This window comes from Paenibacillus polysaccharolyticus (assembly GCF_023714295.1).
GTDB lineage: Bacteria > Bacillota > Bacilli > Paenibacillales > Paenibacillaceae > Paenibacillus > Paenibacillus polysaccharolyticus_A.
This window is the reverse complement of record NZ_JAMAUN010000001.1, coordinates 232,629-252,762: the sequence shown is the minus strand read 5'-3', so window position 1 is coordinate 252,762 and position 20,134 is coordinate 232,629. Positions and strand designations below refer to the sequence as shown.

General features: G+C 47.7%; 25 protein-coding genes and 1 pseudogene. 4 read left to right on the top strand and 22 right to left on the bottom strand.

What is annotated here, in order from left to right; translation table 11 throughout:
• Positions 1-468: 468 nt before the first annotated feature.
• The 5 genes from M3629_RS01330 to M3629_RS01310 form a co-directional block, all read right to left on the bottom strand.
• Positions 469-912, bottom strand: a complete 444-nt coding sequence (locus M3629_RS01330) for an NUDIX domain-containing protein (RefSeq protein ID WP_154886937.1) — start codon at positions 910-912, stop codon at positions 469-471.
• A gap of 52 nt (positions 913-964) precedes the next feature.
• Positions 965-1,450 carry a GNAT family N-acetyltransferase gene (locus M3629_RS01325; RefSeq protein WP_154886939.1) on the bottom strand — a complete coding sequence of 162 codons (486 nt, stop codon included), beginning with the start codon at positions 1,448-1,450 and terminating at the stop codon, positions 965-967.
• Positions 1,451-1,602: 152 nt separating this feature from the next.
• Positions 1,603-1,779 carry a hypothetical protein gene (locus tag M3629_RS01320; protein ID WP_186809568.1) on the bottom strand — a complete coding sequence of 59 codons (177 nt, stop codon included), beginning with the start codon at positions 1,777-1,779 and terminating at the stop codon, positions 1,603-1,605.
• A gap of 96 nt (positions 1,780-1,875) precedes the next feature.
• The gene (locus tag M3629_RS01315; RefSeq protein WP_090922157.1) at positions 1,876-2,358 is read right to left on the bottom strand and encodes an 8-oxo-dGTP diphosphatase; all 483 of its coding nucleotides are present in this window, start codon (positions 2,356-2,358) and stop codon (positions 1,876-1,878) included.
• Between the two features lie 172 nt (positions 2,359-2,530).
• Complete coding sequence (locus M3629_RS01310) at positions 2,531-3,319, bottom strand: DUF3891 family protein (protein ID WP_251502593.1); 789 nt, start codon at positions 3,317-3,319, stop codon at positions 2,531-2,533.
• Between the two features lie 227 nt (positions 3,320-3,546).
• Here M3629_RS01310 and coaA point away from each other — a divergent pair, with 227 nt between their 5' ends.
• Together coaA and M3629_RS01300 are read left to right on the top strand one after the other, a co-directional pair.
• A complete protein-coding gene (gene coaA / locus M3629_RS01305) occupies positions 3,547-4,476 on the top strand; it encodes a type I pantothenate kinase (RefSeq protein WP_090922153.1) in 930 nt (309 codons plus the stop codon).
• A gap of 25 nt (positions 4,477-4,501) precedes the next feature.
• Positions 4,502-4,864: a DUF423 domain-containing protein gene (locus M3629_RS01300; protein WP_090922151.1), complete on the top strand. Its 363-nt coding sequence runs from the start codon at positions 4,502-4,504 to the stop codon at positions 4,862-4,864.
• A gap of 75 nt (positions 4,865-4,939) precedes the next feature.
• On the opposite strand, the gene M3629_RS01295 is transcribed toward M3629_RS01300, so the two are convergent.
• The 17 genes and pseudogenes from M3629_RS01295 to M3629_RS01215 form a co-directional block, all read right to left on the bottom strand.
• Positions 4,940-5,515, bottom strand: coding sequence for a histidine phosphatase family protein (locus M3629_RS01295; protein ID WP_154886943.1), 576 nt, complete (start codon positions 5,513-5,515; stop codon positions 4,940-4,942).
• Between the two features lie 24 nt (positions 5,516-5,539).
• Entirely contained in the window at positions 5,540-6,337 is a 798-nt protein-coding gene (gene murI / locus M3629_RS01290; protein ID WP_154886945.1) for a glutamate racemase, read from the bottom strand.
• 81 nt (positions 6,338-6,418) lie between these two features.
• On the bottom strand, positions 6,419-6,817 hold the full coding sequence (locus M3629_RS01285) for a hypothetical protein (RefSeq protein ID WP_154886947.1): 399 nt from the start codon (positions 6,815-6,817) through the stop codon (positions 6,419-6,421).
• A 12-nt stretch (positions 6,818-6,829) separates the two neighbouring features.
• The gene (locus M3629_RS01280) at positions 6,830-7,282 is read right to left on the bottom strand and encodes a hypothetical protein (protein ID WP_154886949.1); all 453 of its coding nucleotides are present in this window, start codon (positions 7,280-7,282) and stop codon (positions 6,830-6,832) included.
• Positions 7,279-7,434 (bottom strand): hypothetical protein, encoded by a 156-nt coding sequence (locus tag M3629_RS01275; protein ID WP_186811663.1) that lies wholly within the window; start codon positions 7,432-7,434, stop codon positions 7,279-7,281. Before M3629_RS01275 ends, M3629_RS01280 begins: the two co-directional genes overlap by 4 nt.
• Before the next feature lie 13 nt (positions 7,435-7,447).
• Positions 7,448-7,816 carry a hypothetical protein gene (locus tag M3629_RS01270; RefSeq protein WP_090922141.1) on the bottom strand — a complete coding sequence of 123 codons (369 nt, stop codon included), beginning with the start codon at positions 7,814-7,816 and terminating at the stop codon, positions 7,448-7,450.
• Between the two features lie 70 nt (positions 7,817-7,886).
• Positions 7,887-8,766: pseudogene (locus tag M3629_RS01265) on the bottom strand (serine/threonine protein kinase).
• Positions 8,767-8,790: 24 nt separating this feature from the next.
• A complete protein-coding gene (locus M3629_RS01260) occupies positions 8,791-9,345 on the bottom strand; it encodes a GNAT family N-acetyltransferase (protein WP_251502591.1) in 555 nt (184 codons plus the stop codon).
• A gap of 102 nt (positions 9,346-9,447) precedes the next feature.
• On the bottom strand, positions 9,448-9,600 hold the full coding sequence (locus tag M3629_RS01255; protein WP_167375768.1) for a hypothetical protein: 153 nt from the start codon (positions 9,598-9,600) through the stop codon (positions 9,448-9,450).
• A 76-nt stretch (positions 9,601-9,676) separates the two neighbouring features.
• On the bottom strand, positions 9,677-10,687 hold the full coding sequence (locus tag M3629_RS01250) for an SDR family oxidoreductase (protein WP_285887984.1): 1,011 nt from the start codon (positions 10,685-10,687) through the stop codon (positions 9,677-9,679).
• A 15-nt stretch (positions 10,688-10,702) separates the two neighbouring features.
• Positions 10,703-12,022 (bottom strand): F390 synthetase-related protein, encoded by a 1,320-nt coding sequence (locus tag M3629_RS01245; RefSeq protein ID WP_251502590.1) that lies wholly within the window; start codon positions 12,020-12,022, stop codon positions 10,703-10,705.
• The gene (locus M3629_RS01240) at positions 12,019-12,906 is read right to left on the bottom strand and encodes an MBL fold metallo-hydrolase (protein ID WP_353056713.1); all 888 of its coding nucleotides are present in this window, start codon (positions 12,904-12,906) and stop codon (positions 12,019-12,021) included. The genes M3629_RS01245 and M3629_RS01240 overlap by 4 nt, the downstream gene beginning before the upstream one ends.
• A complete protein-coding gene (locus M3629_RS01235; protein ID WP_251502589.1) occupies positions 12,903-13,892 on the bottom strand; it encodes an NAD-dependent epimerase/dehydratase family protein in 990 nt (329 codons plus the stop codon). The genes M3629_RS01240 and M3629_RS01235 overlap by 4 nt, the downstream gene beginning before the upstream one ends.
• Positions 13,889-15,241: an ATP-grasp domain-containing protein gene (locus tag M3629_RS01230; RefSeq protein WP_251502587.1), complete on the bottom strand. Its 1,353-nt coding sequence runs from the start codon at positions 15,239-15,241 to the stop codon at positions 13,889-13,891. Before M3629_RS01230 ends, M3629_RS01235 begins: the two co-directional genes overlap by 4 nt.
• Complete coding sequence (locus tag M3629_RS01225; RefSeq protein WP_251502585.1) at positions 15,231-16,232, bottom strand: beta-ketoacyl-ACP synthase III; 1,002 nt, start codon at positions 16,230-16,232, stop codon at positions 15,231-15,233. The genes M3629_RS01230 and M3629_RS01225 overlap by 11 nt, the downstream gene beginning before the upstream one ends.
• A 257-nt stretch (positions 16,233-16,489) precedes the next feature.
• Positions 16,490-17,377, bottom strand: a complete 888-nt coding sequence (locus tag M3629_RS01220) for a TIGR01777 family oxidoreductase (RefSeq protein ID WP_251502584.1) — start codon at positions 17,375-17,377, stop codon at positions 16,490-16,492.
• A gap of 156 nt (positions 17,378-17,533) precedes the next feature.
• Positions 17,534-18,064, bottom strand: a complete 531-nt coding sequence (locus M3629_RS01215; RefSeq protein WP_251502583.1) for a hypothetical protein — start codon at positions 18,062-18,064, stop codon at positions 17,534-17,536.
• A 229-nt stretch (positions 18,065-18,293) separates the two neighbouring features.
• On the opposite strand from M3629_RS01215, the gene M3629_RS01210 reads away from it, so the two are divergent.
• Both M3629_RS01210 and M3629_RS01205 read left to right on the top strand, forming a co-directional pair.
• Complete coding sequence (locus tag M3629_RS01210) at positions 18,294-18,668, top strand: BlaI/MecI/CopY family transcriptional regulator (protein WP_251502582.1); 375 nt, start codon at positions 18,294-18,296, stop codon at positions 18,666-18,668.
• A 9-nt stretch (positions 18,669-18,677) separates the two neighbouring features.
• Positions 18,678-20,132 carry a M56 family metallopeptidase gene (locus M3629_RS01205; protein ID WP_251502580.1) on the top strand — a complete coding sequence of 485 codons (1,455 nt, stop codon included), beginning with the start codon at positions 18,678-18,680 and terminating at the stop codon, positions 20,130-20,132.
• Positions 20,133-20,134 lie beyond the last annotated feature (2 nt).

Here is a 20,134-nt window from a genome sequence, read left to right as displayed (position 1 = left end):
ACGCTCCCGTCAAAGGTTTGTCTGCGTTTTCAAAATCAAAGTAATACAATGATTAGTTCTACCGTCGCACAGATGTCGAATAATGTCCTGATCCGTTCGAAGGTTATACGTTCTTCCCCGTTTCCAAAGAAGTTCGTGTTCTAATCTCTATTCTATAAACTTTTACGCTCAGGAGCATTTCCTATTTTTAGCTCAATTGATGCATAAATTAGATGAATCGAATAATTGGTGCAATTCAAGGCAAGCCAGAAACGCTGGATTCGGCCAAATCCAGATCTGATGTCCGTATATACCTCCTTAATAAGAATTGTGGTCCATTCTGTCCAAAAACAAACCGTCCATTTAAACATTAACCAATTCAAATGTCATTCAACAAGAAATTGGATTTTTCAGAATGAATCCTGACAATATACAACATAGAATAAAGCCGCTCGAATGCAAATCCCGGCGGCTTCCTGACTGATGGTCCTATCTTTCCTTCTGGGAAAGATTCATCATATATTGTGCAAAGGGCGTTAATTGCAGATCTTTCACTTGCTCTAATGTAAACCACGCTGCTCCCAGCGAGTCTTCACCATCAGGATTTCTTTTGATCTGTTCCAGCGGATTGTCGTTCTGTCCGATGATAACATCGTATAAAATACCGATATGGTGTACTTCCTCAGGTTCACCCCTGTACTCCCAATTCACAACAACGGATTGTGAAGAACGAATGGACCATTGCAAAGGAATGATTCCTGTTTCCTCTTCAAACTCTCGTTTCAATGCAGTTTCCGGTGACTCCCCGAATTCCATTCTTCCACCGGGCAAATCCCATTTTCCGTAGTATGGCCCACGAGCCTTCTGGATCAGCAGATAGAATTGTTCCCACACAGCCAGTCCATATACACCAACATGCGTATGCGTGTTCACATTTGCGCCCTACCTTCCCTTACTTCGAAATTTCAGTTTCTTCACTTCTGCTCTACTTCTTCTCCTCGTCTGCTATGTCATTCAGGTCAACGGACAGGCGAATCATATCTACACAGCGGATGCCGTCCTCGATTATCTCTTCCTCATAATGTCTCACAAAAAAGTCCCGGTCCACGCCGGTTATCCGAAATCCACAGCGCTGGTACAGCTTCAATTGATGAAAGCTTGAATTGCCCGTTCCGATCTCCAATATACGACAACCTAGCCTTCTTGCCGCCTCCATCGCTTCCTTAATCATGTGTTTGCCAACACCCTGTCCTTGCAGTTCCTCCTGTACCGCGATGTTCACAATCTCTGCTGTCTCCGGACGAGTCTTAAGTAATACAAACTCTCCTACCATCTCTCCTTCATACTCTGCTATAAAACAAACACCTCTGCTGAGATATTCGTCTACAATCGTTTTTGAAGGATCTGCCATCAATAAAAGTTCATACGGTTTTTCTTCATCCCAGTCCAATATTCGGAACGACAAGTTCATGCCAATCCCCCACCTTTTCACATCCATATTATTCTTTTCCATGCCGTTTGCAGAAGCCTATGTATGGCAAATCTACAAATTACTCATTTTGAAGCTCCCAGTCTCCTCATGATCCTGTTATTCCTGATGTTTCTGCTGTCTCGAAATCTATGTTAGTCGTTCTGTTTGTTGTCTATGTGTCCTGCTTGATTGGAGTAATGGCGAATGGACATCCCCGTCGATCTCTGCATTCCTTGTTTTTCATAAAACGTCTGGACATCTGGATCACACCCTCCAGTTAATTGCTCACTACCAATTCCATCCAGCTTATCTCGAAATACGATTCCCATCGCTTACACCTCCAAAACAAAGTAAATTCCATTATATCATAATATCTGGAACTAAATATATAGATATGGATATGATGTGATCGTTGCTGTTGAATTCTAATCGCTATATGTCTTGAACGTCTCTTGCAAGGTTCGTCCGCTCGACTTCTCCCAGACTACACTTCGTTCAAATGTACCTGAGTTAAAAAATCGCGGGAACCGCTCTGCAAACCAGTCTTGCATCGGCAATTCCAATGCCTGTTTCAAGGGTACCCATACTAACTCCCCCTCCGGCGGGTCGGTAAGAAGTTCGCCTTCATATGAAGTTACCAGATAGTTAAACACCATATATCTTAACCCTTGCTCAGGATCACAGAACTCATCCAGCCCTTTATATGTAATTTGCTTGGCCCAAAGTCCTGTCTCTTCACGAACCTCACGGATCGCCCCGTCCACGATACTTTCGGGGAACTCCACTTTACCGCCAGGAGCAATGTACCCCGGGAACCCTTTATGGCTCGGCCGGTTCATCAGCAAAACCTGATCGCTAACCGGGTTCCACACCATACTCATCGTGTAAATCTCAACCTGATAATTCATATTCAGCCTCCCAAGATGCGCTTTTCTTACGTTTTACTAAACATTTCTGGAGATCATACGTTTATTCCTGCTAGACTTTGTTCCATATCAAAGACGGACGCCCGTAATATCAGATGCCCGCCTTTTGATCACGTATATTTGTAGTATTTCGTTAAACTAGGTGTATGCATGCTTAGGATACAGCTGTAATCCATATCTGGCGTTTCTTCCAGTCCGCCCGGCGATATGCTTGTAACATCCCAAACTTGCGAATGCTGGCCTTGGGTATCACTTTATAAGACATCGTCACTTCGAACTCCTCATCAAATGGGAAAAAGGATAAAGCCACCTTTTCACCTGACACCCACTCGACTTGGACATTGGAACTTGGACAGGTGTCAAAGCCACAGCCGAGCCCTTCTGCAAAAAAATCATAACGTGCCGTAGGTGTACCTGGCTCTTCCATACATAAAAAAAGACTAAGCTGGTCACAGAACAACATGATCTCTACATCGTTTTTCAGTCGCTGTTCCAGTTCTGAAGCATTAACGTCCAGTTCTTTCTTCCAGCTCTCCTGCTGTAATTGCTCTTCTTGCAAATACTGTCTGATCTCATCATCATCCTCAGGATTTGCCCCGAGTGTTTTTTGAAACAATTCTGTATACATCAGACTACATAGTAAACCCGCATAAGGATTTTGCCGCCTTACTTCTTCGATCCCCTTGCGATAAAACACAAAACGCGGTCTCAGCGGGAAATCACGAAAGGAGTATGGAATTTGACTATAATCGTTCCATAACGGAGCCGCATCTAAGTCAATCCAGCCCCGATCATGCTCCTTCGCCGCGAAAATCAGGTCATCCCGATGCGAACCATGGGGAAGCCACTCCGTTTTCCAATGCGCTACCATATCTCCAGCGACAATTCCATGCTCATGCTGTGCGGTCAAAACAAAATCATGCTCTCTCTCATATACGATCATTTGCTGTCACCCTTCCGCATGGTTTACGTTTACATTTACGTTGACTTTAACATAATTTGGGTTACACTTTCTTATAAGCTGCCTTCCACCCTACAGTTAAGCTGTCTTATCCCTTATTTATAACGTTTCGGATTAAACAGAGCATGTAAAGGTGTTGTCAGTTCGCTGAAATTTGGTACACTAATGATTGTGTCTTCGATTACATTACATACAGAAAGCGGGATCTCATGAATTTATACTCACCTTACATCGAGTTTAACCGCAAAGAATGGGCCGGACTCAAAGAACATCAGGTCACTCTTCCGCTGACGGAAGCTGAACTGGAACAATTAAAGGGCCTGAACGAAGAAGTATCCATTCAGGAAGTTGAGGATGTTTATTTGCCCCTAACCCACTTCATTGACCTATATGCAAGAGCATCGAGAGAGCTTGATCGCCTAACGGCCTCTTTTATGAAAAAAGAAACGCTTCATACCCCCTATATTATCGGGATCGGGGGCAGTGTTGCCGTGGGAAAAAGCACAGCAGCCCGCTTGCTCCAGGCGTTGCTTGCCAGAGGCAAAAACAAACCCAAGGTTGATCTGGTCACCACGGACGGCTTTTTATATCCCAATGCGGTGTTGCAAGAAAAAGGCATCATGAACCGTAAAGGTTTTCCTGAAAGTTATGATATTAAATCACTCATTAAGTTTATGGGCGATGTAAAATCAGGCAAGCCTGAGGTACAAGCACCGGTTTATTCACATCTGGCCTACGACGTAATCCAGGGGGAAGAGAAAACGATCTGCCAGCCGGATATTCTGATTATTGAAGGCATCAACGTATTACAAGTGAAGCGGGAGACTCCATTACTTGTAAGTGATTTCTTTGACTTCTCCATCTACATTGATGCAGAGGAAGAACACATTCGTCACTGGTACGTCGAACGTTTCAAGTTGCTCCGTCAAACCGCTTTTCAGAACAAGGATTCCTTCTTCCATCAGCGGTTCGCCAATATTAACGAAGAGGAAACCATTGAGACAGCCAATCAGATCTGGCAGGACATTAACGCGAAAAATCTGCATGAAAACATTTTACCAACCAAAGGACGTGCACGGTTAATTCTGAAAAAAGAAGCCGATCACTCCATTCAGCAGATTCAATTGCGCAAGTTGTAACCTGATTAAAAGGAGAGAAAATAACATGCAAACCCTCGTGGTTCTCGGCAGCATTATGATGTTTCTGGCCGTTGCACTCGGTGCCTTCGGGGCACATGCGCTCAAACGCAAGTTATCCGCTGACATGATCAAAATCTATGAGACCGGTGTCCAGTATCATATTGCTCACGGACTCGGCATCATCCTGCTTGGACTGTTCGCAGACAGATTAACCTCTACATCCCTTGTTGTGACCTCGGGATGGCTCTTGTTTGCCGGAATCATCCTGTTCTCAGGAAGTCTCTATACATTGAGTGTTACAGGTGTTCGCAAGTGGGGAGCCGTCACACCCATAGGTGGTGTAGCCTTCCTTGCCGGCTGGATAACATTGCTGTTCGCAGCTCTTTAAGAAAAACAAACGCGTAACAAATATATGGAGTGTCCTGGCTGAATGAACATGCGATGCCGGGATGCTCTTTTTTGTTCAATCCAGCCACAGTCTGGAAATGGCAGGTTGTTTCCCCTCCTCATATTCCTCTTCACTCGTAGACTCCTGCTCCCGTTTTAGAACATATACATCAGGATTCGAAAGCTTGGCCCACTCCGCATAACCAAAGGATGGATCATAATAACGAATGATTAGGGACAACAGGTTGCCATGCGTAACAACAGCTCCATGACGCTCCGGTCTGCGCCAACATTCCTTCAGCAGCGCCAAAGCTCTGGCAGCTGCGACTCTGGAAGATTCTCCGCCCTCTGCTGCCCAATCTTCATCCTCATATGTACGTTTAAGCACATCCATCCAGTCTGGCAGATCCCTTGTACTCAGCACTCTTTCCTGCAAGCGCTCATCGGTATGAATGTGCTGCTCTATCGCTGCACCCAAAGGCATTACAGTCTGTACCGCTCTTTTCCATGGACTGGATACGATATAAGAGATTCCATGACCAGACAATACATCTGCCAATTTTTCAGCCTGACTGCATCCCTCATCCGTCAGACTTGCGTATGGCTCCTGTCCTTCGGCTTTTGCGTGACGTATCAGGTAAATCGACTCCATTACTGACACCTCCCATAGTCTAGTCTACAGTACGTTGTCGCTTAGATATTGAAGTGCTGCACGCATCTTATTATGATCTTCCGTTCGACCCGATGAACTGAAAAAGGACACATTCCCTGCCTGCACCCGCCCCGTGTTTCCAGCTTGCTGCTGTGCACCAAGTTCAAGTCTTTGACTCAAATGACTTACCGTACCCACGCTACCATCAACAATCCGAATATGATCTGGTAACACCTTGCGCAGAATAGCTGTATAGAACGGGTAATGCGTACAGCCCATCACCACGGTACCGTATTGTTCCAGGTCCAGGCCTGCTAGCTTGGAGCGGAAGTATGCTGTTATTTTGACCGGATCAAACTCCAGCTGCTCACACCACTCCACCAATTCAGGCAGCGCAAGGGAATCGACCCGATGCTCATCATCCACACGAGAGACCAATTCGTTATACTTCGTTTGACTCAGTGTCAAAGCCGTAGCAAACACTAGCACGCGCTTGCCGTTGTCCCTATTCATCTCGACGGCCGGTTTGACCGCCGGTTCCATACCGATAATAGGAATGTCATACATGGAACGCAGATCATTCACCGCTAAGCTGGTTGCCGTATTACACGCAATCACGATTGCATCTACTTGTTCCCGTACAATCGCCTCCACGCAAGCAAAAATATAACGACGAACCTCGTCCGCCGGCTTGGTTCCATAAGGGACATGTAATGTATCTGCATAATATAAATAGGATTCTTCCGGAAACTGCTGCAAAGCGGTATGCAGTACCGTTAATCCACCGATGCCTGAATCAAAAAAAGCAATCTTTTTCGTCAAAGATGTCACCTCTATAACGTATTCTTTCGGTTCTGCGGACCGTAAATGTACTGCTCATGCTGACTGGAGGTGAAGGTTATCTTAGTCGGATTGATCTGCTGCGATCATGTTATATTGCCTCAACCAGTCTTTACCACTGTTCCAGTCTTGCACTGGATTATCTTCTCCCAATAATTCAGCACTGGCCCGAGCCATGATCCACTCTTTCAAACCATTATCCGGGCTGGAACCAAGTTGATTTAACAAGAAATTCAGACCTTCTGATCCCGTTTGTAGAATAGCTTCATATACGTCCCGATGGCCTGCAATATAATCATTCGGGTTACTGCTGGCAGCCAGAACAGGCTCGTTGACCATCGTATTCAAACTTTGTTTAATCGTTTCTTCTGCGGAAAGGTTATCCGCTGTAACAGTACATGCAGATAAGGCTAGCGCTGTGCATAAGGAGAATAAGCTCGTCATAAGCCATCTATGTTTCATTACAGCCCCCCACTATAGAAGGTTTTCTTCGAATAGAGAATTTCCTTGTACCATCCAGTATCGTTCCTTCTCTGGTACCCTCTCCAAAAACTCCTTGTAACTCCCGATCCAGCCATCCGGCATGTAATGCTCAAAGGAGGCAGGCTCCGGGAACATCGAGAAGAATAGCCGCTTATCGAAATCGACAAGAAAGGACGGCACATACTTCAGCCATTCATCACCGACAAGATGGGCTTCACGAAAATGATGAAGCGCACTCCTCAGTTCAGCCGCGCTTACCTGCTCCTCCTGAATGGCTTGTAAGAACACAGCCGCCGTCTCCTCATTCAATACATCGATACCAAACCGTTCTTCCATCTCTATATTTAAAAACCAATACTCCCGTTCGGTGACGTACCAGCGCCACACGCCCTGAAACCAAACGCCAACAATGGTATTTTCGGCATAGACAGGTTCTGTTTTCATCGCTCTATCTCCTGGCGCAAATTCTGTCCTTGCTTCACTGCAAAGGTAATACATGCCGCAAAGCTGTCATCATAATTATACTCGTCCCGATAAATACGGATATGCGCTTCAATGACATATTCTAGGTCTTTTTGTATGAAAGTACGAATCATACGATTTGCTCTCCTATTCCATCCAACGATGAAGTAACTTTTCTCCTTCACTTCTCCGGCCAGCAGCCTGCTGCTCCAAAAATTCGGGAACTTCTCGCAGTTCAGTTGGACGATATCCGGCTCCGCATCCACAGTTATGATAAGTAACACCATTCTGATATAACGTCATGACTTTGGTCCACTGTTTGATATCCGTTTGCTTGGGTGCTTGAAAATCATGCCCCATATTCACCATAACCTCCGCACATTGTGGACATTTATGTTCAAGTCGCGCTGCGGTTTCCTTACTTAGATCATACGGCGATACTTGTTTATAAGACTTACGGCAGTTAAAGCATGCATATATTTCTTTATACGGTCCAGACATGGCATATCGGCACATCTTCCATCAAGCCTCCTTGTCATTTTCCATTATACGGGTTTTTATACATGGTTACGAATCTACTTTTACTTCACTTGTACATAACCTCTTTCCAAGCCAAGCCCAAATCCGCCACAGAAGTGAATCGCTGGAACCGATCCGGATTTACCGCACGAAGGGCAACTTCATATAGTGCTTCTCCGGCATCCCAGCGTTTCTGGGAGCGATCAAGTTCTCCCCCAAGCAGTGCAAAGGCCATAGCGCCCATGTTAAACACATTCGTGACAGCATCTATTGACGCACCAAGTTTCAAATTCCTCCGGAGACATAAAGCGGGATGAACCCCACATCCGTCCCATCGTATTCGTGAATGCACCTGCACGATATAGATCAATATCACAGATGTGAATCTCTTCCGCTGCAAAATCATAAATCAAACTGCCATCGTAGAAGTCTACAGCCACATACCCTTTGCGCTCCGCTTCAATATGAAAGTCCAGAATGCGCTCCATGGCTTGAATTCGCCTCTGTACCGGAAGTTGTCTGAACTGAACATAAGGTGAGCGTGGATCTTCGTACTTGGCTGGAGGCGGGAAAGACCAGTGCGAATGCAGACACTCTCCCTCCACCCAATCGAACACACAAGCGTAACCGTTGTCAGTCGCAAAATGGTCTATTAACCGAATCAGACTATCGTGTGCCAGATCTTCATAGATCAAGACGGAAGACTGCAAATGACGTATTGCTTCCTCCGGGTCTGCCATATCATTGGCCTGAACAGTACGTGCCCCCGCATACTTCACAAATTGCTTTTGACCATCCTCCTGCACCAAACCGAATGAAATATTGCCGGAGTCCTGCTGATCAAATACACAGAAGACAGTACCCAGCGGAGTCAGCCAATCGAAGGCATGTTTTTCTTTTAACATAAATGATACACCATCTATTTCATGAACAACCCGATCGGTCATAGAATTCCTCCTCTTGCCTATAAATTAGATGTTTTTATCTACACTTCTGTTGTAAAAATACGTCATGTGCGCTTCATCATACCCTTGGCCGCCCACTTCTAGCGCATTGCGTTCGATGCCGTAGGTTTCAAACCCGTGCCGCTCATACAGTCGTTTTGCCGAAACATTTGTAGTCACAACACTTAGATTAATCTGCTTGATATTCTCCAGATGTCCCCCCCGTTCCAGAACCTCGGATAACAACTGGGAAGCCAGTCCATTCCCCCGATGAGCTGGTGATACATAGACACCCCAGATGAATCCTTTGTGCCTGAGCTTTAGACCATATTCTCTTTTGAAACCCATCATGCCCGCAAGCATGCCATCAGGTGTGAATGCACCAAGAATGTAATCATCAGGCTCATTATGTATTCGCTCTTTCACCTCACTGATGGATAACTGGCTGGACAACTCGTATGAAGCGCCAAAGGCTTCGGGATGCGTCCGTAGCGCTTCAAGCCGCAGAGGCCAGTACAGATCCGATTCGTCCCGTTGAATATTACGTAGCATATACCTTTCTTTGAAAGCATCTGAACTCATCCCTCATCCACTCCTTACATGTCAAGAAATATCAGGTCAATCATAATACAATCACTTTCTTACTCTGGAACACCCTTATTCAGTTTATCCTTTCTGCTTCGCCTACCGATCTCGGCTCTGGTTCTGGCTGTCGCGCCGATCACGGTCACGTCCCATCGCTTCCTGAACCCGGTCACGGGCCGGGAGTTTGCTGTTGATATGCAGGAGTAGTCCTGTAATGATCATGAGCAACGCAATGACAATCACTTCAAACATTGATCAGACCTCCATTTCCACTTGGAAAAGATGATGATTCTGCTTCATGTATGGTCGTATAATCACTTATTCCCCACTATTGCAGACCACGGGCAATCAGCCACTCCAGCCATTTCCACGGCAACAACGCCTTTGCAATAATAAGAACCCGTGAACCTTTGCCCAGTGCATAGCGCAATTTTGGTGCACGCATGCGCGCAATACGTCCGATCAGATCAGCGACCTCTTGCGGATCAGGAGCAGTCTCACTGGCATGTTTCGAATAACGCAGAACCGCATCCAGCTTATGTTTATAAGCTGAGTCCTCACTCCGGTGAATCTCACCGAGACCTTTGTTCCAGATGGGCGTGCGATAGGCTCCTGGCTCCACCAATACGACCCGCATTCCAAATGAAGACATCTCATGGCGCAGACTTTCTGTGAATCCTTCCACAGCAAATTTTGAGGCAGCGTATGGGGCATATCCCGGAAAACCGGATAGGCCGCTTACACTCGAAAGATTAACAATCAGCCCGCGTTTCTGTTGACGCATGACAGGCAGAACCGCTCGCGTCACCGCGATAAGCCCGAACAGGTTCGTTTCCATCTGGCGTCGCCAGTCCTCCATCGACACTTCCTCAATAAATCCGCCTACAGCAAAACCCGCATTATTCACCAGCACATCGATTTGTCCATATCGCTGAAGCACCGTATCCACAGCGGTATGCACAGATTCCGAATCTGTCACATCAAGCTGTACATAATGAATCCGCTCGGTCACTCCTGCTTCCTCGGCACGATTCGCAAGTTCTCCCTTGCGACTTAGATCACGCATTGTAGCCATAACACGATACCCTTGCTTGGCAAGAGTGATGGCAGTCAGCATTCCAAAACCGCTGGAAGTGCCTGTAATCAGGGCTACAAGGCATTGATCCCCCGGCTCTCCTGACTTGGTGCCATTTGTATGAGTTGTTTTGATGAATTCCGTTGTTTGTTCTGCTTCTGATGGAGCCCTGCCATCCACAGGGTTCGGCGAATCCTCTCCTATTTTATAAGCCCACACGGTCACTTTATCACCTACTTTCAAGATCGTTCGATTCATTTTCAACTATATAAACCTCAATTAATCCAACCGTCTCTCTACCCGCCGCAGCTTCGTTACTCCTGCTTCAAACGTATACGGCACAAATTGTACCTCTGGCAACATACATTGCAGCCGACCTGCCAATTTCACCAACTCTTGCAACACAGCAGCCTGAGACTGCTCCTGGTCGGCTCCCTCGCTAACCCGAATCGACACCTCCAGTAGCCCACTGCCACGTTGCACCACGCGGTAATGCTGAATGTCCGGCGAAGCCGCAATGACCGCACGACTGATAAAATCCGGAAAAACCGAAACAGCTTTCTCCTCATAGGTATGCGAAAAATACAGCGTATCATCACAGCGGCCTTCAATCCGCTCGATGGCAGTGAACAACGAACCACAGGCGCACGGCGCTGCCGCCTCGGTTAAAATATCATTCAGCCGATACCGGATAATCGGCTGCGACGTTCGGGAAAAGTCCGTGATCACAGGCACGAACCGCCGGGTTGCAGGATCAATGTACTCTTTTTCAATATACACAATGTCTTCATTCAGATGTATGGTTCCGTGCTCACACGTCGCTCCCAAAAAGCCTTCTGTACACTGGTACACTTGATGAACCGTCTGACCGAAGACATGCTCCAGCACCTTACGATCCAGAGGGTCAAGCGCCTCGGCTACGGAAATAATTTTCTGAGGCACATGTGTTAGACGTCCTTGCTGATAAGCATCAGCCAGTATACGAAGCATGGAAGGAGGAGCCACCCACACCGTAGGCTGGTATTCTTTCATACGTTCAATCAGGACATCCACACGCTCCAGCAGGTCAAAATATTGGAATTGAAGCTTGCCACGCTTGACCGATTCGTACAGGTTGCTATTCGCCCGCAGGAAGAAAGCGATCTTCGCGGGTTTCCATAATCCGCCTGGTAGCAGTTTGGCCAGCACGGTGCCCGTCCACGCGTCCTGCTCCCGATCACTTACCAGAAAAATGCCTCGATTACCCGATGTGCCCGAAGATAACCCTACCGTGACGCCTTGAATGGAGGATTGCTTGAAGTTACGGGTATCCTCACTTTCGCCAGCGAGGATCAGGGCCTCTTCCTTCGTAATACCTACCGTGTTCAGCGTATCGAAATGCTGCATCATTACTGTTTTATCGATCTGCGGGAACTGTTTCCAGTCGGATGCGTTCAGGTCTCCCCACCACTTTTGGTAAAACGGAGACTGTGCCCGAAGCCGCTCCACATGACGAATGATTCGGCGTTCCTGCCAAAGTTCAAGCTGTGCCCTGGTACGCCATCTGCGCAAGCCGCGGGCAAGTGCATAATGAGTAACGATACGAACAGGATTGCTCATCGTTCCGTCCCTTCTGTGCCCCAAGCGCTCAGCGCCTCTTGGCAATGACTTGGCACGATGCGAAGCCCAGGGAACTGTTGATGCAGGTGAACCAGCTTGTCAAAGTTCTGTCTGTACTCCTGCCGATCTGACATAATAATGCCTGCCAGTGCATGAGGTCTGCGCTGTTCACGGAAAGCCCGGCTCGACCATACTGCATCTGCACATAAAAAATAATCATGTTGCTCTGTCCGTAGCAATAAGCCCATCATACCTTCTGCATGACCCGATACTTCCACGCCAAGCAGGCTGCCATCACCAAAAAGATCGTACACCTCTTCCCAAGGAAACCCTGATGGGGTTTTCACGCCTGTAGTCTCACTCATGTCCGCCCATCGCTTGGCAGGGTCGTTCACGGGCAGTGACCGCTGTATAAAATCGTCAGGTAGCAGTCCGGCCAGAAAACCGGCCTTCACCGCCGCAATCGAACCGAGAGAACGAACCGAATCATAGGCTCTCGGCAAATAAATAAACCGAGCCTCCGGGAAGTCCTTGGCACCTGCAATGTGATCCCCGTGGAAATGCGAAAGAATAACATAACGGACATCTGACGGCACCAGCCCGATCTGCTTCAGAAAACGAACGGCACTGTCTTCTTCCCGAAATACAACGGGCGTGATATGACGATATAATGCGTTCGGAAGTCGAGCGGTCTCTTCAAAAAAACGGGAACTGTACCCCGTGTCCAGTAGTATTGGGCCATGATCGGGATGGAGAATACAAGCGAAGCCTGCCGGAAAACGAACCGGCCGGAAGCTTCCTCCCCGTAACGTAAGGAACTCTGGATGAGTACAGTAACCCGCTGCGCCTAAATATAATTTTACCGGCTTCGTTGTTAACATCATTCACTCCTCCACCAATCTGCAAATTGTTGCAATCCCGCTTCGATGGACACCCGCGGTACATATCCTAGCTGCGCCGTAGCATCGGTAATATCCAACGTTTGCGGCACACCCAAAGATCCAACGGTGTATCTGGTCAGTAACGGCTCTCCCAGAGCAGGGATGAATCGATGCACACCTTCCAGCACACTGGCCACTCCATAGGCCACTCGATAAGGAATATTCAGACGCCGCAGCGGCATGTCTAACATGTCAAAAAGACTCCCGACCAACTCTGCAAATGGTCTCGGGTCTGCGTTTGAAATATTGTAGGCTCTCCCAAGCACATCAACAGAAGCATCACTGCATAATAACAGCGCATCCACCACATTATCTACGCACGTCAGATCAATCAGCGCCTGTCCACCTTCAATCATCGGTACTCCCCGCTTGGCATTCGCTGCAACAATCCGCGGGAAAAGCGTTTGGTCATACGGGCCAAAAATGGCTCGCGGGCGAATCATAATCGATGACAATCCGTTACGATGTGCCTCCAACACAATGTCCTCAGCCATACGTTTGGTAGCCGCATAATGATTGGCCGGTTTAGCCGGCAGCAGGTCATGTTCATGAACTTCATAACGCGGTATGTAGTTAAAATAAATACTCGGCGTGGAAACATGCACGAACCGCTGCACCTGATGGCGTAGAGAGTGATCAATCAGATTTTGCGTTCCCTGCACATTACTGCTGTAGAAATCCTGATATTTCCCCCAAGGTGAGGATAAGGCCGCACAGTGGAACACGATATCCTGACTTGTACACGCTGCATCTACAACCTGGACATCCCGAATATCTCCCCTGATAAAGCGAACTCCAGCCGCTTCAAGCACACTGCCTATCTCTTGCTGTCGCCCCATGCCTGTCACTTCCCAGCCTTCTGCTGCAAGCCTTATCGCCAGATGTCTACCCAGACAACCTGTAGCCCCGGTCACTAATGCTCTCTTCATCGTTGTTCACCGTTCCATTCTATGTCATGAGTCAATGCTTCCGTCAGCGTAATCTGCTGTGAACGTGCAAGACGCCAGGCAGCAAGTACAACCGCAAATTGTTCAACAAAGGGCCGCCGATCCTGACGCATGTACACGACATCCCTGGCACCCTTCCTAGCGGCTCCCCATGCTCGCAGGCTACCTCTGCTACCTCGAATCTGCCGGATACCACTTCCCAGCATGGGCAGTGCTAACATCGCCTTATCATCACCTAACCGCGGTGTCACTTCGATTCCTTCGCTAAGTACCACTTCAGGTTCAAGCAATGCACGCACCAAGTCGTTACCAGGATGAAATAGATGAATGCCACTGGTTGCCCTCGGGTTACACTCAATCGCATACACTTGACCCGTCACGTCTTCGATAAAATCAAATCCAATCTGTCCGCTGAAGCCCGTCTTGGCCACGAAGCGTTCTACCCACGCACGCATGCCCTCGTGTTGCACCTGTTCAAAAAAAACACTCGCGCCTACGCTCCCCGTGCGATATCGGTTGTCGTAGGCGGCATGCGCGACTATATGCCCTTCATGTACTACACTGTAGGTGCACAGTCCTCGTCCATGAATGTACCGCTGCGCCACCCAAGGTGAGGCAGGAGACAACGTATCTTCACCCGGTGGATCGTGATGCAGAGCATGCAGCTTCTGAGAAGCGGAAATATGCGATTCAGGTAGTCCTTCCGTTCTCCGGTTGGCATTGTTATTGTTATTCTCATCCTTATGCATGTCGATATTGGATCGCCCGAGTCTCGGTATCCGCACTTTGGCAGCAAAACGGGAATAGACCGGTTTCCAGACCCACTCTCCCTTTAAAGCATGCTGCATTTCCATCCACTCCTGCGGAGTTTGAATCAAATGTGTATCAGGAGCAGAAAGCCCCATAGATTTGGCGAGCCTATTAAAGTCATACTTATGATGCAGGACATGTAGCTGCTCCAAACTGGAAACAAGAACACGACAATGCTGCCTTAAGCGTTCAGCCCCACCAGCCACATAAAATACTTCTTCACACATCGGAATCAACACATCGATCTGCCATATCTTAACCCAGTGTTCCAGAGCTAACAGGTACTCCTGCGTATGATGACGTGGCGATGGAACAAGCACGCATTGCTGCACCGCACTAGATCTTCTGCACAGATGATATTCCATACTCTCCGCAATAAATACAAGGTGACCCGACCGGTGTAACATACGTGCCAAATCCAGCGTAACCGGAGCCCTTCCTCCGGTAAGAAGTACTCTGTACGATTGACCCGTTTGTCCTCGATACCCACGTTGGTCACGTTGTGCAACTCTAGTAGTCAAAGATGAGTCCTCCCAAAGACAGACCAGCCGCCGTCCCGATCATCAATACTCGATCACCACGCTCTATCCGTTGCTGACGAATCGCCTCATGCAATCCCATCGGAATGGAGGCCGCAATCGTATTACCATGACCTCGTGTAATATCCATGAACCGTTCTGCCGGAATCCCAAGCTTCTTGCGAATTAAACGCATCGCCATTGCACTACCCTGATGAGGAATGACTAGAGAGAAATCCTCCATTTGATTACCGGAAGAGTTGAGCATCTCATCCATAAACCCGGGTAACAGCTTCGACGCCATGCGAAAAATCGCTTGTCCGTCCATATGAAAGAGAAAAGGATCTGGATGAGCCACATCATACAGAGCCGCATGCTGCCGTGTGCCTCCGCCAGCAATCTCCGAAAACCGCGCCCCTCGGCTATAGGTTCGCAGAGATGCATGAACGATCTGTGACCCGGATTCCTCTGATGCTCGCTCAATAATGACTGCAGCCGCTCCGTCACCAAACAAAGCAGCACTTTCGGGATCTTTCCAGTTTAATCCTGCTGAAGCAATCTCGGTGGCTACAAGTAATACACGCTGATAACGTCCAGCGTCCACCATATAAGAGATGACGTCGAGTCCATTCAGAAAACTCAGACAGGTCGCATCCATATCAAAAGCAGGTACACCTGAGGCTTCCTGTCCCATGGCCTGCTGGATAAAGACGGCTGTGCTTGGTAACGGTTGTTCTTTCGTTCCGCTCGTACATACCAAACAATCGATCTCGTCAAAAGACAGCCCCGCATCGGCCAGAGCCTCTTCTGCTGCTCTTGCACCCATATAAGAGGAAGTTTCCTCCTTCGAAGCATAATATCGATAACCGACACCTGTCGCTTTGCTGACCCACCCTGCGGGTACATGTAATCGCTCATCCAACTCTTCATCCGTCACTTTCATCTGAGGCAGGTATTTCCCTGTACCTGTGATTCTTACTCTTCTAAGCTGCATATGCCCAACCTCTTCCCGCTCATGCGTGTTATGTAAATTTCGTGATATTACCCATTAAACGAATATACCTACTACTGAATAATGGACCCTATTCAAAACATTTTTAAGCAGCCTCGTGATGAACCTAGACCTATATCGTTATCTAAATGGACAGAAGGGCAGATTACTCTGCCCTCCCATTCACATATTAACGATTTCTGAACTTGTTGTTCACAGTCTAGAGAGGTGGACACCTGGGTTTGGCTGCCTGCTACCCATTAATTTGGCTTCAAGAGATCAGCAAGTGCCGCATCCAGCGAAGCATAAGCAAATGTGAAACCTGCCTTTTCCATACGATCAGGAATAACCCAGCGGCTTTTGAGTACCAGCTCCGTTTCCGTGCGGATAAATATGGCTCCAAGTTCCAGCATCCAGCGCGGGGCCGGAAGTCCAATACGTGCCCCCAGCTGCTTCCTAAGGCTGGCCATGAGTTCCCGATTAGTTACTGGACGTGGAGATGAAGCATTATAGACACCTTCCAGCTCCGGACGCTCCTGTGCAAATCTCACCATGCGGAACAGATCCTCCATATGAATCCAGCTAAATTTTTGGGTGCCTGCCCCCTGGGGTCCACCCAGGCCAAATCGCACCAGATTCGCCAGCGGTTCCATTACCCCGCCTTCCCCAAGCACAATCGCAATCCGTAATGCTATTTGACGTGTAGAGGGCAGCTTGAATCCGAAGAATGCCTGTTCCCAAGCCTTGGCAACCTCCACAGAGAAACCCGAGCCGATCTCTCCATCTTGTTCCGTCATTGGGCGATCTTCCGCATGTCTATAAATGGTTGCTGTACTGGAGTTAATCCACAATTCAGGCGGATGCACACATGATAATACTGCTTCACCTAGAATGTGCGTGGTTTCTGTTCTGGAATCCATAATGATTTTACGATTCTCGTCTGTATAACGGCAATTCACCGATTTACCAGCCAGATTTATCAGCATCTCCGCGCCTTCAAGTGCTTCAATGATGGCTGTTCGATCTTCCCAGGCGATGTGTCCCGACTGGCGTGAGATGACCAGCACATCGTATCCGAGCTTTTTAAATCGGGGTGCAAAATCCTGACCAACAAATCCCGTTCCACCAGCAAGTACAACCTTTTTCACGGTATCCCTCATTTCCGCAGATGGATCGAACCATCTATGCAGTGCATTTATATCAGACTAAACAACCTAGCGAACCGTTTCGTTTGATATTGCTTCCATTTCCGTGTGGGTAAACGTCCATCGACATATGAAAAGTTCCACAGTCGAACCTTCCGCTCAGACTACTTCTTGCACGCCAATCGCTGTATATAAACGACTTCGCTCTTCATTGGCCCAAGCATTCGCAGCATCCTGCTCGAGTCGAACCTGTAGTTCGTCATGAAAATCATGAATCATATACCCTTCGGGGAGTTCACCCAATATGGATGCAAAATCATACTTAGGCAAAGTTCGCCGCCCTTCGCCAATTTCTTTTAGCCAATTCATCCAGTCTTGCAGTGTAAGCACACCTTCCTGCCACAACTCAGCCTGCAGACCAAGCACGTCCTGCAGTTGCTCATAAGCAAGTACATCCGTGAATCGGCGGCAAGCCTTGACTCCCAGTTCGTATAGTTCTATCACGGCACGACGATTATCAACCGTTAGCCCTATCTCAAGACCCTCTAGATAATCCTGAACCTGAATATGCTGGCCATCATCATACAGTAAAGGCGCATGGGCGAGCATGCGTATAATGTCTTGTAACTCGTTCATTGAGATCATGTTCTGCTCCTTCAGAGCGGGTAATTGATATGCTGTAATGATCATTCACTCCTGTTTCGGTCATCTATTGTTGACCTATAGTATAACACGCTTTTTCTCGTTGAATTTTTGGGATACAGAAGAAGAATCCTCTGGAGACATAGAGAAAGAAACGAGGACCTCACACACCCTACTTGACTATATACTACATCTTGTAGTAGTTTTAATGTACTACGTAGTGTAGTAATAAAATTGTCGTTATGGACGCATAACGATGTAAAGGAGTGCTTTTGTGGTGCACCAAACTCAAAAATGGTCCGAAACCGAGCTAGAACTAATGGAGGTGATCTGGTCTTGTACTCCTCCAGTCACTTCTTCCGAACTGTTAGACCTGTTTAAGGAAAAGGGAAAAGCATGGAAGGCACAGACGATTTCGACGTTCCTATCCAGACTTGTGGATAAAGGAGCGCTCACTGTCACGAGACAGGGTCGAACCAACTATTATGAACCTCTATTGCTGCCAGAAGACTACAAGCTTCAAAAGACCAAAACAGTACTCGATGGCCTCTATCAAGGCTCAGTTAAAAATCTCGTTTCAGCCATGTATGACGGGGATAAGCTTTCAGAAGAAGACATTGCCGAACTAAAACAATGGCTGTCGGAAAAGTAGGTGGCGCGTATGAATCTCTTTATTGATCTGCTGATAACGTTGACCGCGGCAGGAAGCATTGCTACAGCTTGCATCCTGGCCTTGCGCCTTCTGCCCGTCCATCTTTTCCCCGCTTCCTGGCGTTACGCACTGAGTAAAATGGCTGTCATTTTTTATGTATTGCCCCTATCATTCGGAATAACATGGTTCTCCAGCCTGTTTCATCATGCTTCAAACCAAAACCTTAATCCATCTGACTTCTTGCATGGCATGCTTGGAGGAGGGCTTACCCCGGAATGGACGATATCTTCTGTGGCGGCCTATGTTTTGCTCGGTGCTTGGGGGGTAGGCGTTCTCGGTTATTCGATGTGGCAAATCTATTGTTATTACAGATTCGTCCATGCGTTGAAACGTACACAGTCCGATGTAAATGAAAATAGCGAGGCCGCCCTACTGCTCCCCATCATGAAAGAAAAGCTAGGTATTCGGCAGCATGTCAACCTGGCATATAGTCCAATGTTACGAAGTCCCGTACTGGTCGGTTTAACGAAGCCTACGATTTATCTACCTCAAGCGGGCACAGCCTGCTTGAATATGAGTCTCGTCTACCATCATGAATTAACTCACCTTAAACATAAAGATTTGTGGGTCAAGGCACTCACTCTAACGGTCAGCGCTTTGCACTGGTTCAATCCTCTCGTTCACCTCCTTCGCCAAGAGATTCACACTTGGAGTGAATTTTCTTGTGATGCGAAGGTTGTCCAGAAGATGTCCATCGAAGATCGGAAGCGTTATGGCGAAACCATTTTAAATGTCACCGCGGGAGCGCGAAGCGTGCCTGTGCAATTTTGCTCATCCCTTTCAGGGGAAGGAAAACAATTAAAAAGGAGACTTACGATGATGTTTGATGTCAAAAAAATGAAAAAGAAACATCGGATGATAACGATCGCATCCGTATGTCTAATTGCTGCGGCAAGTACGTCTACAGCCGTATGGGCATCGAGCCATACGCCCAAAGTGGAGCAAGGGGTCACTGAAGCCATAATTGTACCTAACAACGCCACAGAGACTGCCAGTCGAGCCACCGAACCTAGTGCTTCTAAACCTCAAGATGAAGTCTCTGAGGCCGTAACTGTACCTGATAGCTCCAGAGAGGCTACTGTTCCAGTGGCTGAATCCAGAGTAACTTCTCCTCGGGATGAACTCTCTGAGGCTACAATTGCACCTGACAACTCCAGAGAGGCTACTGTTCGAGCGGCTGCTTCCAGACCAACTTCTCCTCGGGATAAGATCTCTGAGGCTGCAATCGCACCTGACAACTCCAGAGAGGCTACTGTTCGAGCGGCTGCCTCCAGACCAACTTCTCCTCAGGATAAGATCTCCGAGGCTGTAATCGCACCTGACAACTCCAGAGAGGCTACTGTTCGAGCGGCTGCTTCCAGACCAACTGAGGTTAGAGCTTCTAGCGATTCTTCAGAAAAATGAGT

Bases quoted from the DNA above. Each gene is read 5' to 3' on its own strand.
- M3629_RS01325 (WP_154886939.1), bottom strand. From the start codon at position 1,450: ATGAACTTGTCGTTCCGAATATTGGACTGGGATGAAGAAAAACCGTAT.
- M3629_RS01320 (WP_186809568.1), bottom strand. From the start codon at position 1,779: ATGGGAATCGTATTTCGAGATAAGCTGGATGGAATTGGTAGTGAGCAA.
- M3629_RS01315 (WP_090922157.1), bottom strand. From the start codon at position 2,358: ATGAATTATCAGGTTGAGATTTACACGATGAGTATGGTGTGGAACCCG.
- M3629_RS01310 (WP_251502593.1), bottom strand. From the start codon at position 3,319: ATGATCGTATATGAGAGAGAGCATGATTTTGTTTTGACCGCACAGCAT.
- coaA (WP_090922153.1), top strand. From the start codon at position 3,547: ATGAATTTATACTCACCTTACATCGAGTTTAACCGCAAAGAATGGGCC.
- M3629_RS01300 (WP_090922151.1), top strand. From the start codon at position 4,502: ATGCAAACCCTCGTGGTTCTCGGCAGCATTATGATGTTTCTGGCCGTT.
- M3629_RS01295 (WP_154886943.1), bottom strand. From the start codon at position 5,515: ATGGAGTCGATTTACCTGATACGTCACGCAAAAGCCGAAGGACAGGAG.
- M3629_RS01285 (WP_154886947.1), bottom strand. From the start codon at position 6,817: ATGAAACATAGATGGCTTATGACGAGCTTATTCTCCTTATGCACAGCG.
- M3629_RS01280 (WP_154886949.1), bottom strand. From the start codon at position 7,282: ATGAAAACAGAACCTGTCTATGCCGAAAATACCATTGTTGGCGTTTGG.
- M3629_RS01275 (WP_186811663.1), bottom strand. From the start codon at position 7,434: ATGATTCGTACTTTCATACAAAAAGACCTAGAATATGTCATTGAAGCG.
- M3629_RS01270 (WP_090922141.1), bottom strand. From the start codon at position 7,816: ATGTGCCGATATGCCATGTCTGGACCGTATAAAGAAATATATGCATGC.
- M3629_RS01260 (WP_251502591.1), bottom strand. From the start codon at position 9,345: ATGAGTTCAGATGCTTTCAAAGAAAGGTATATGCTACGTAATATTCAA.
- M3629_RS01255 (WP_167375768.1), bottom strand. From the start codon at position 9,600: ATGTTTGAAGTGATTGTCATTGCGTTGCTCATGATCATTACAGGACTA.
- M3629_RS01245 (WP_251502590.1), bottom strand. From the start codon at position 12,022: ATGAGCAATCCTGTTCGTATCGTTACTCATTATGCACTTGCCCGCGGC.
- M3629_RS01240 (WP_353056713.1), bottom strand. From the start codon at position 12,906: ATGATGTTAACAACGAAGCCGGTAAAATTATATTTAGGCGCAGCGGGT.
- M3629_RS01235 (WP_251502589.1), bottom strand. From the start codon at position 13,892: ATGAAGAGAGCATTAGTGACCGGGGCTACAGGTTGTCTGGGTAGACAT.
- M3629_RS01225 (WP_251502585.1), bottom strand. From the start codon at position 16,232: ATGCAGCTTAGAAGAGTAAGAATCACAGGTACAGGGAAATACCTGCCT.
- M3629_RS01215 (WP_251502583.1), bottom strand. From the start codon at position 18,064: ATGATCATTACAGCATATCAATTACCCGCTCTGAAGGAGCAGAACATG.
- M3629_RS01205 (WP_251502580.1), top strand. From the start codon at position 18,678: ATGAATCTCTTTATTGATCTGCTGATAACGTTGACCGCGGCAGGAAGC.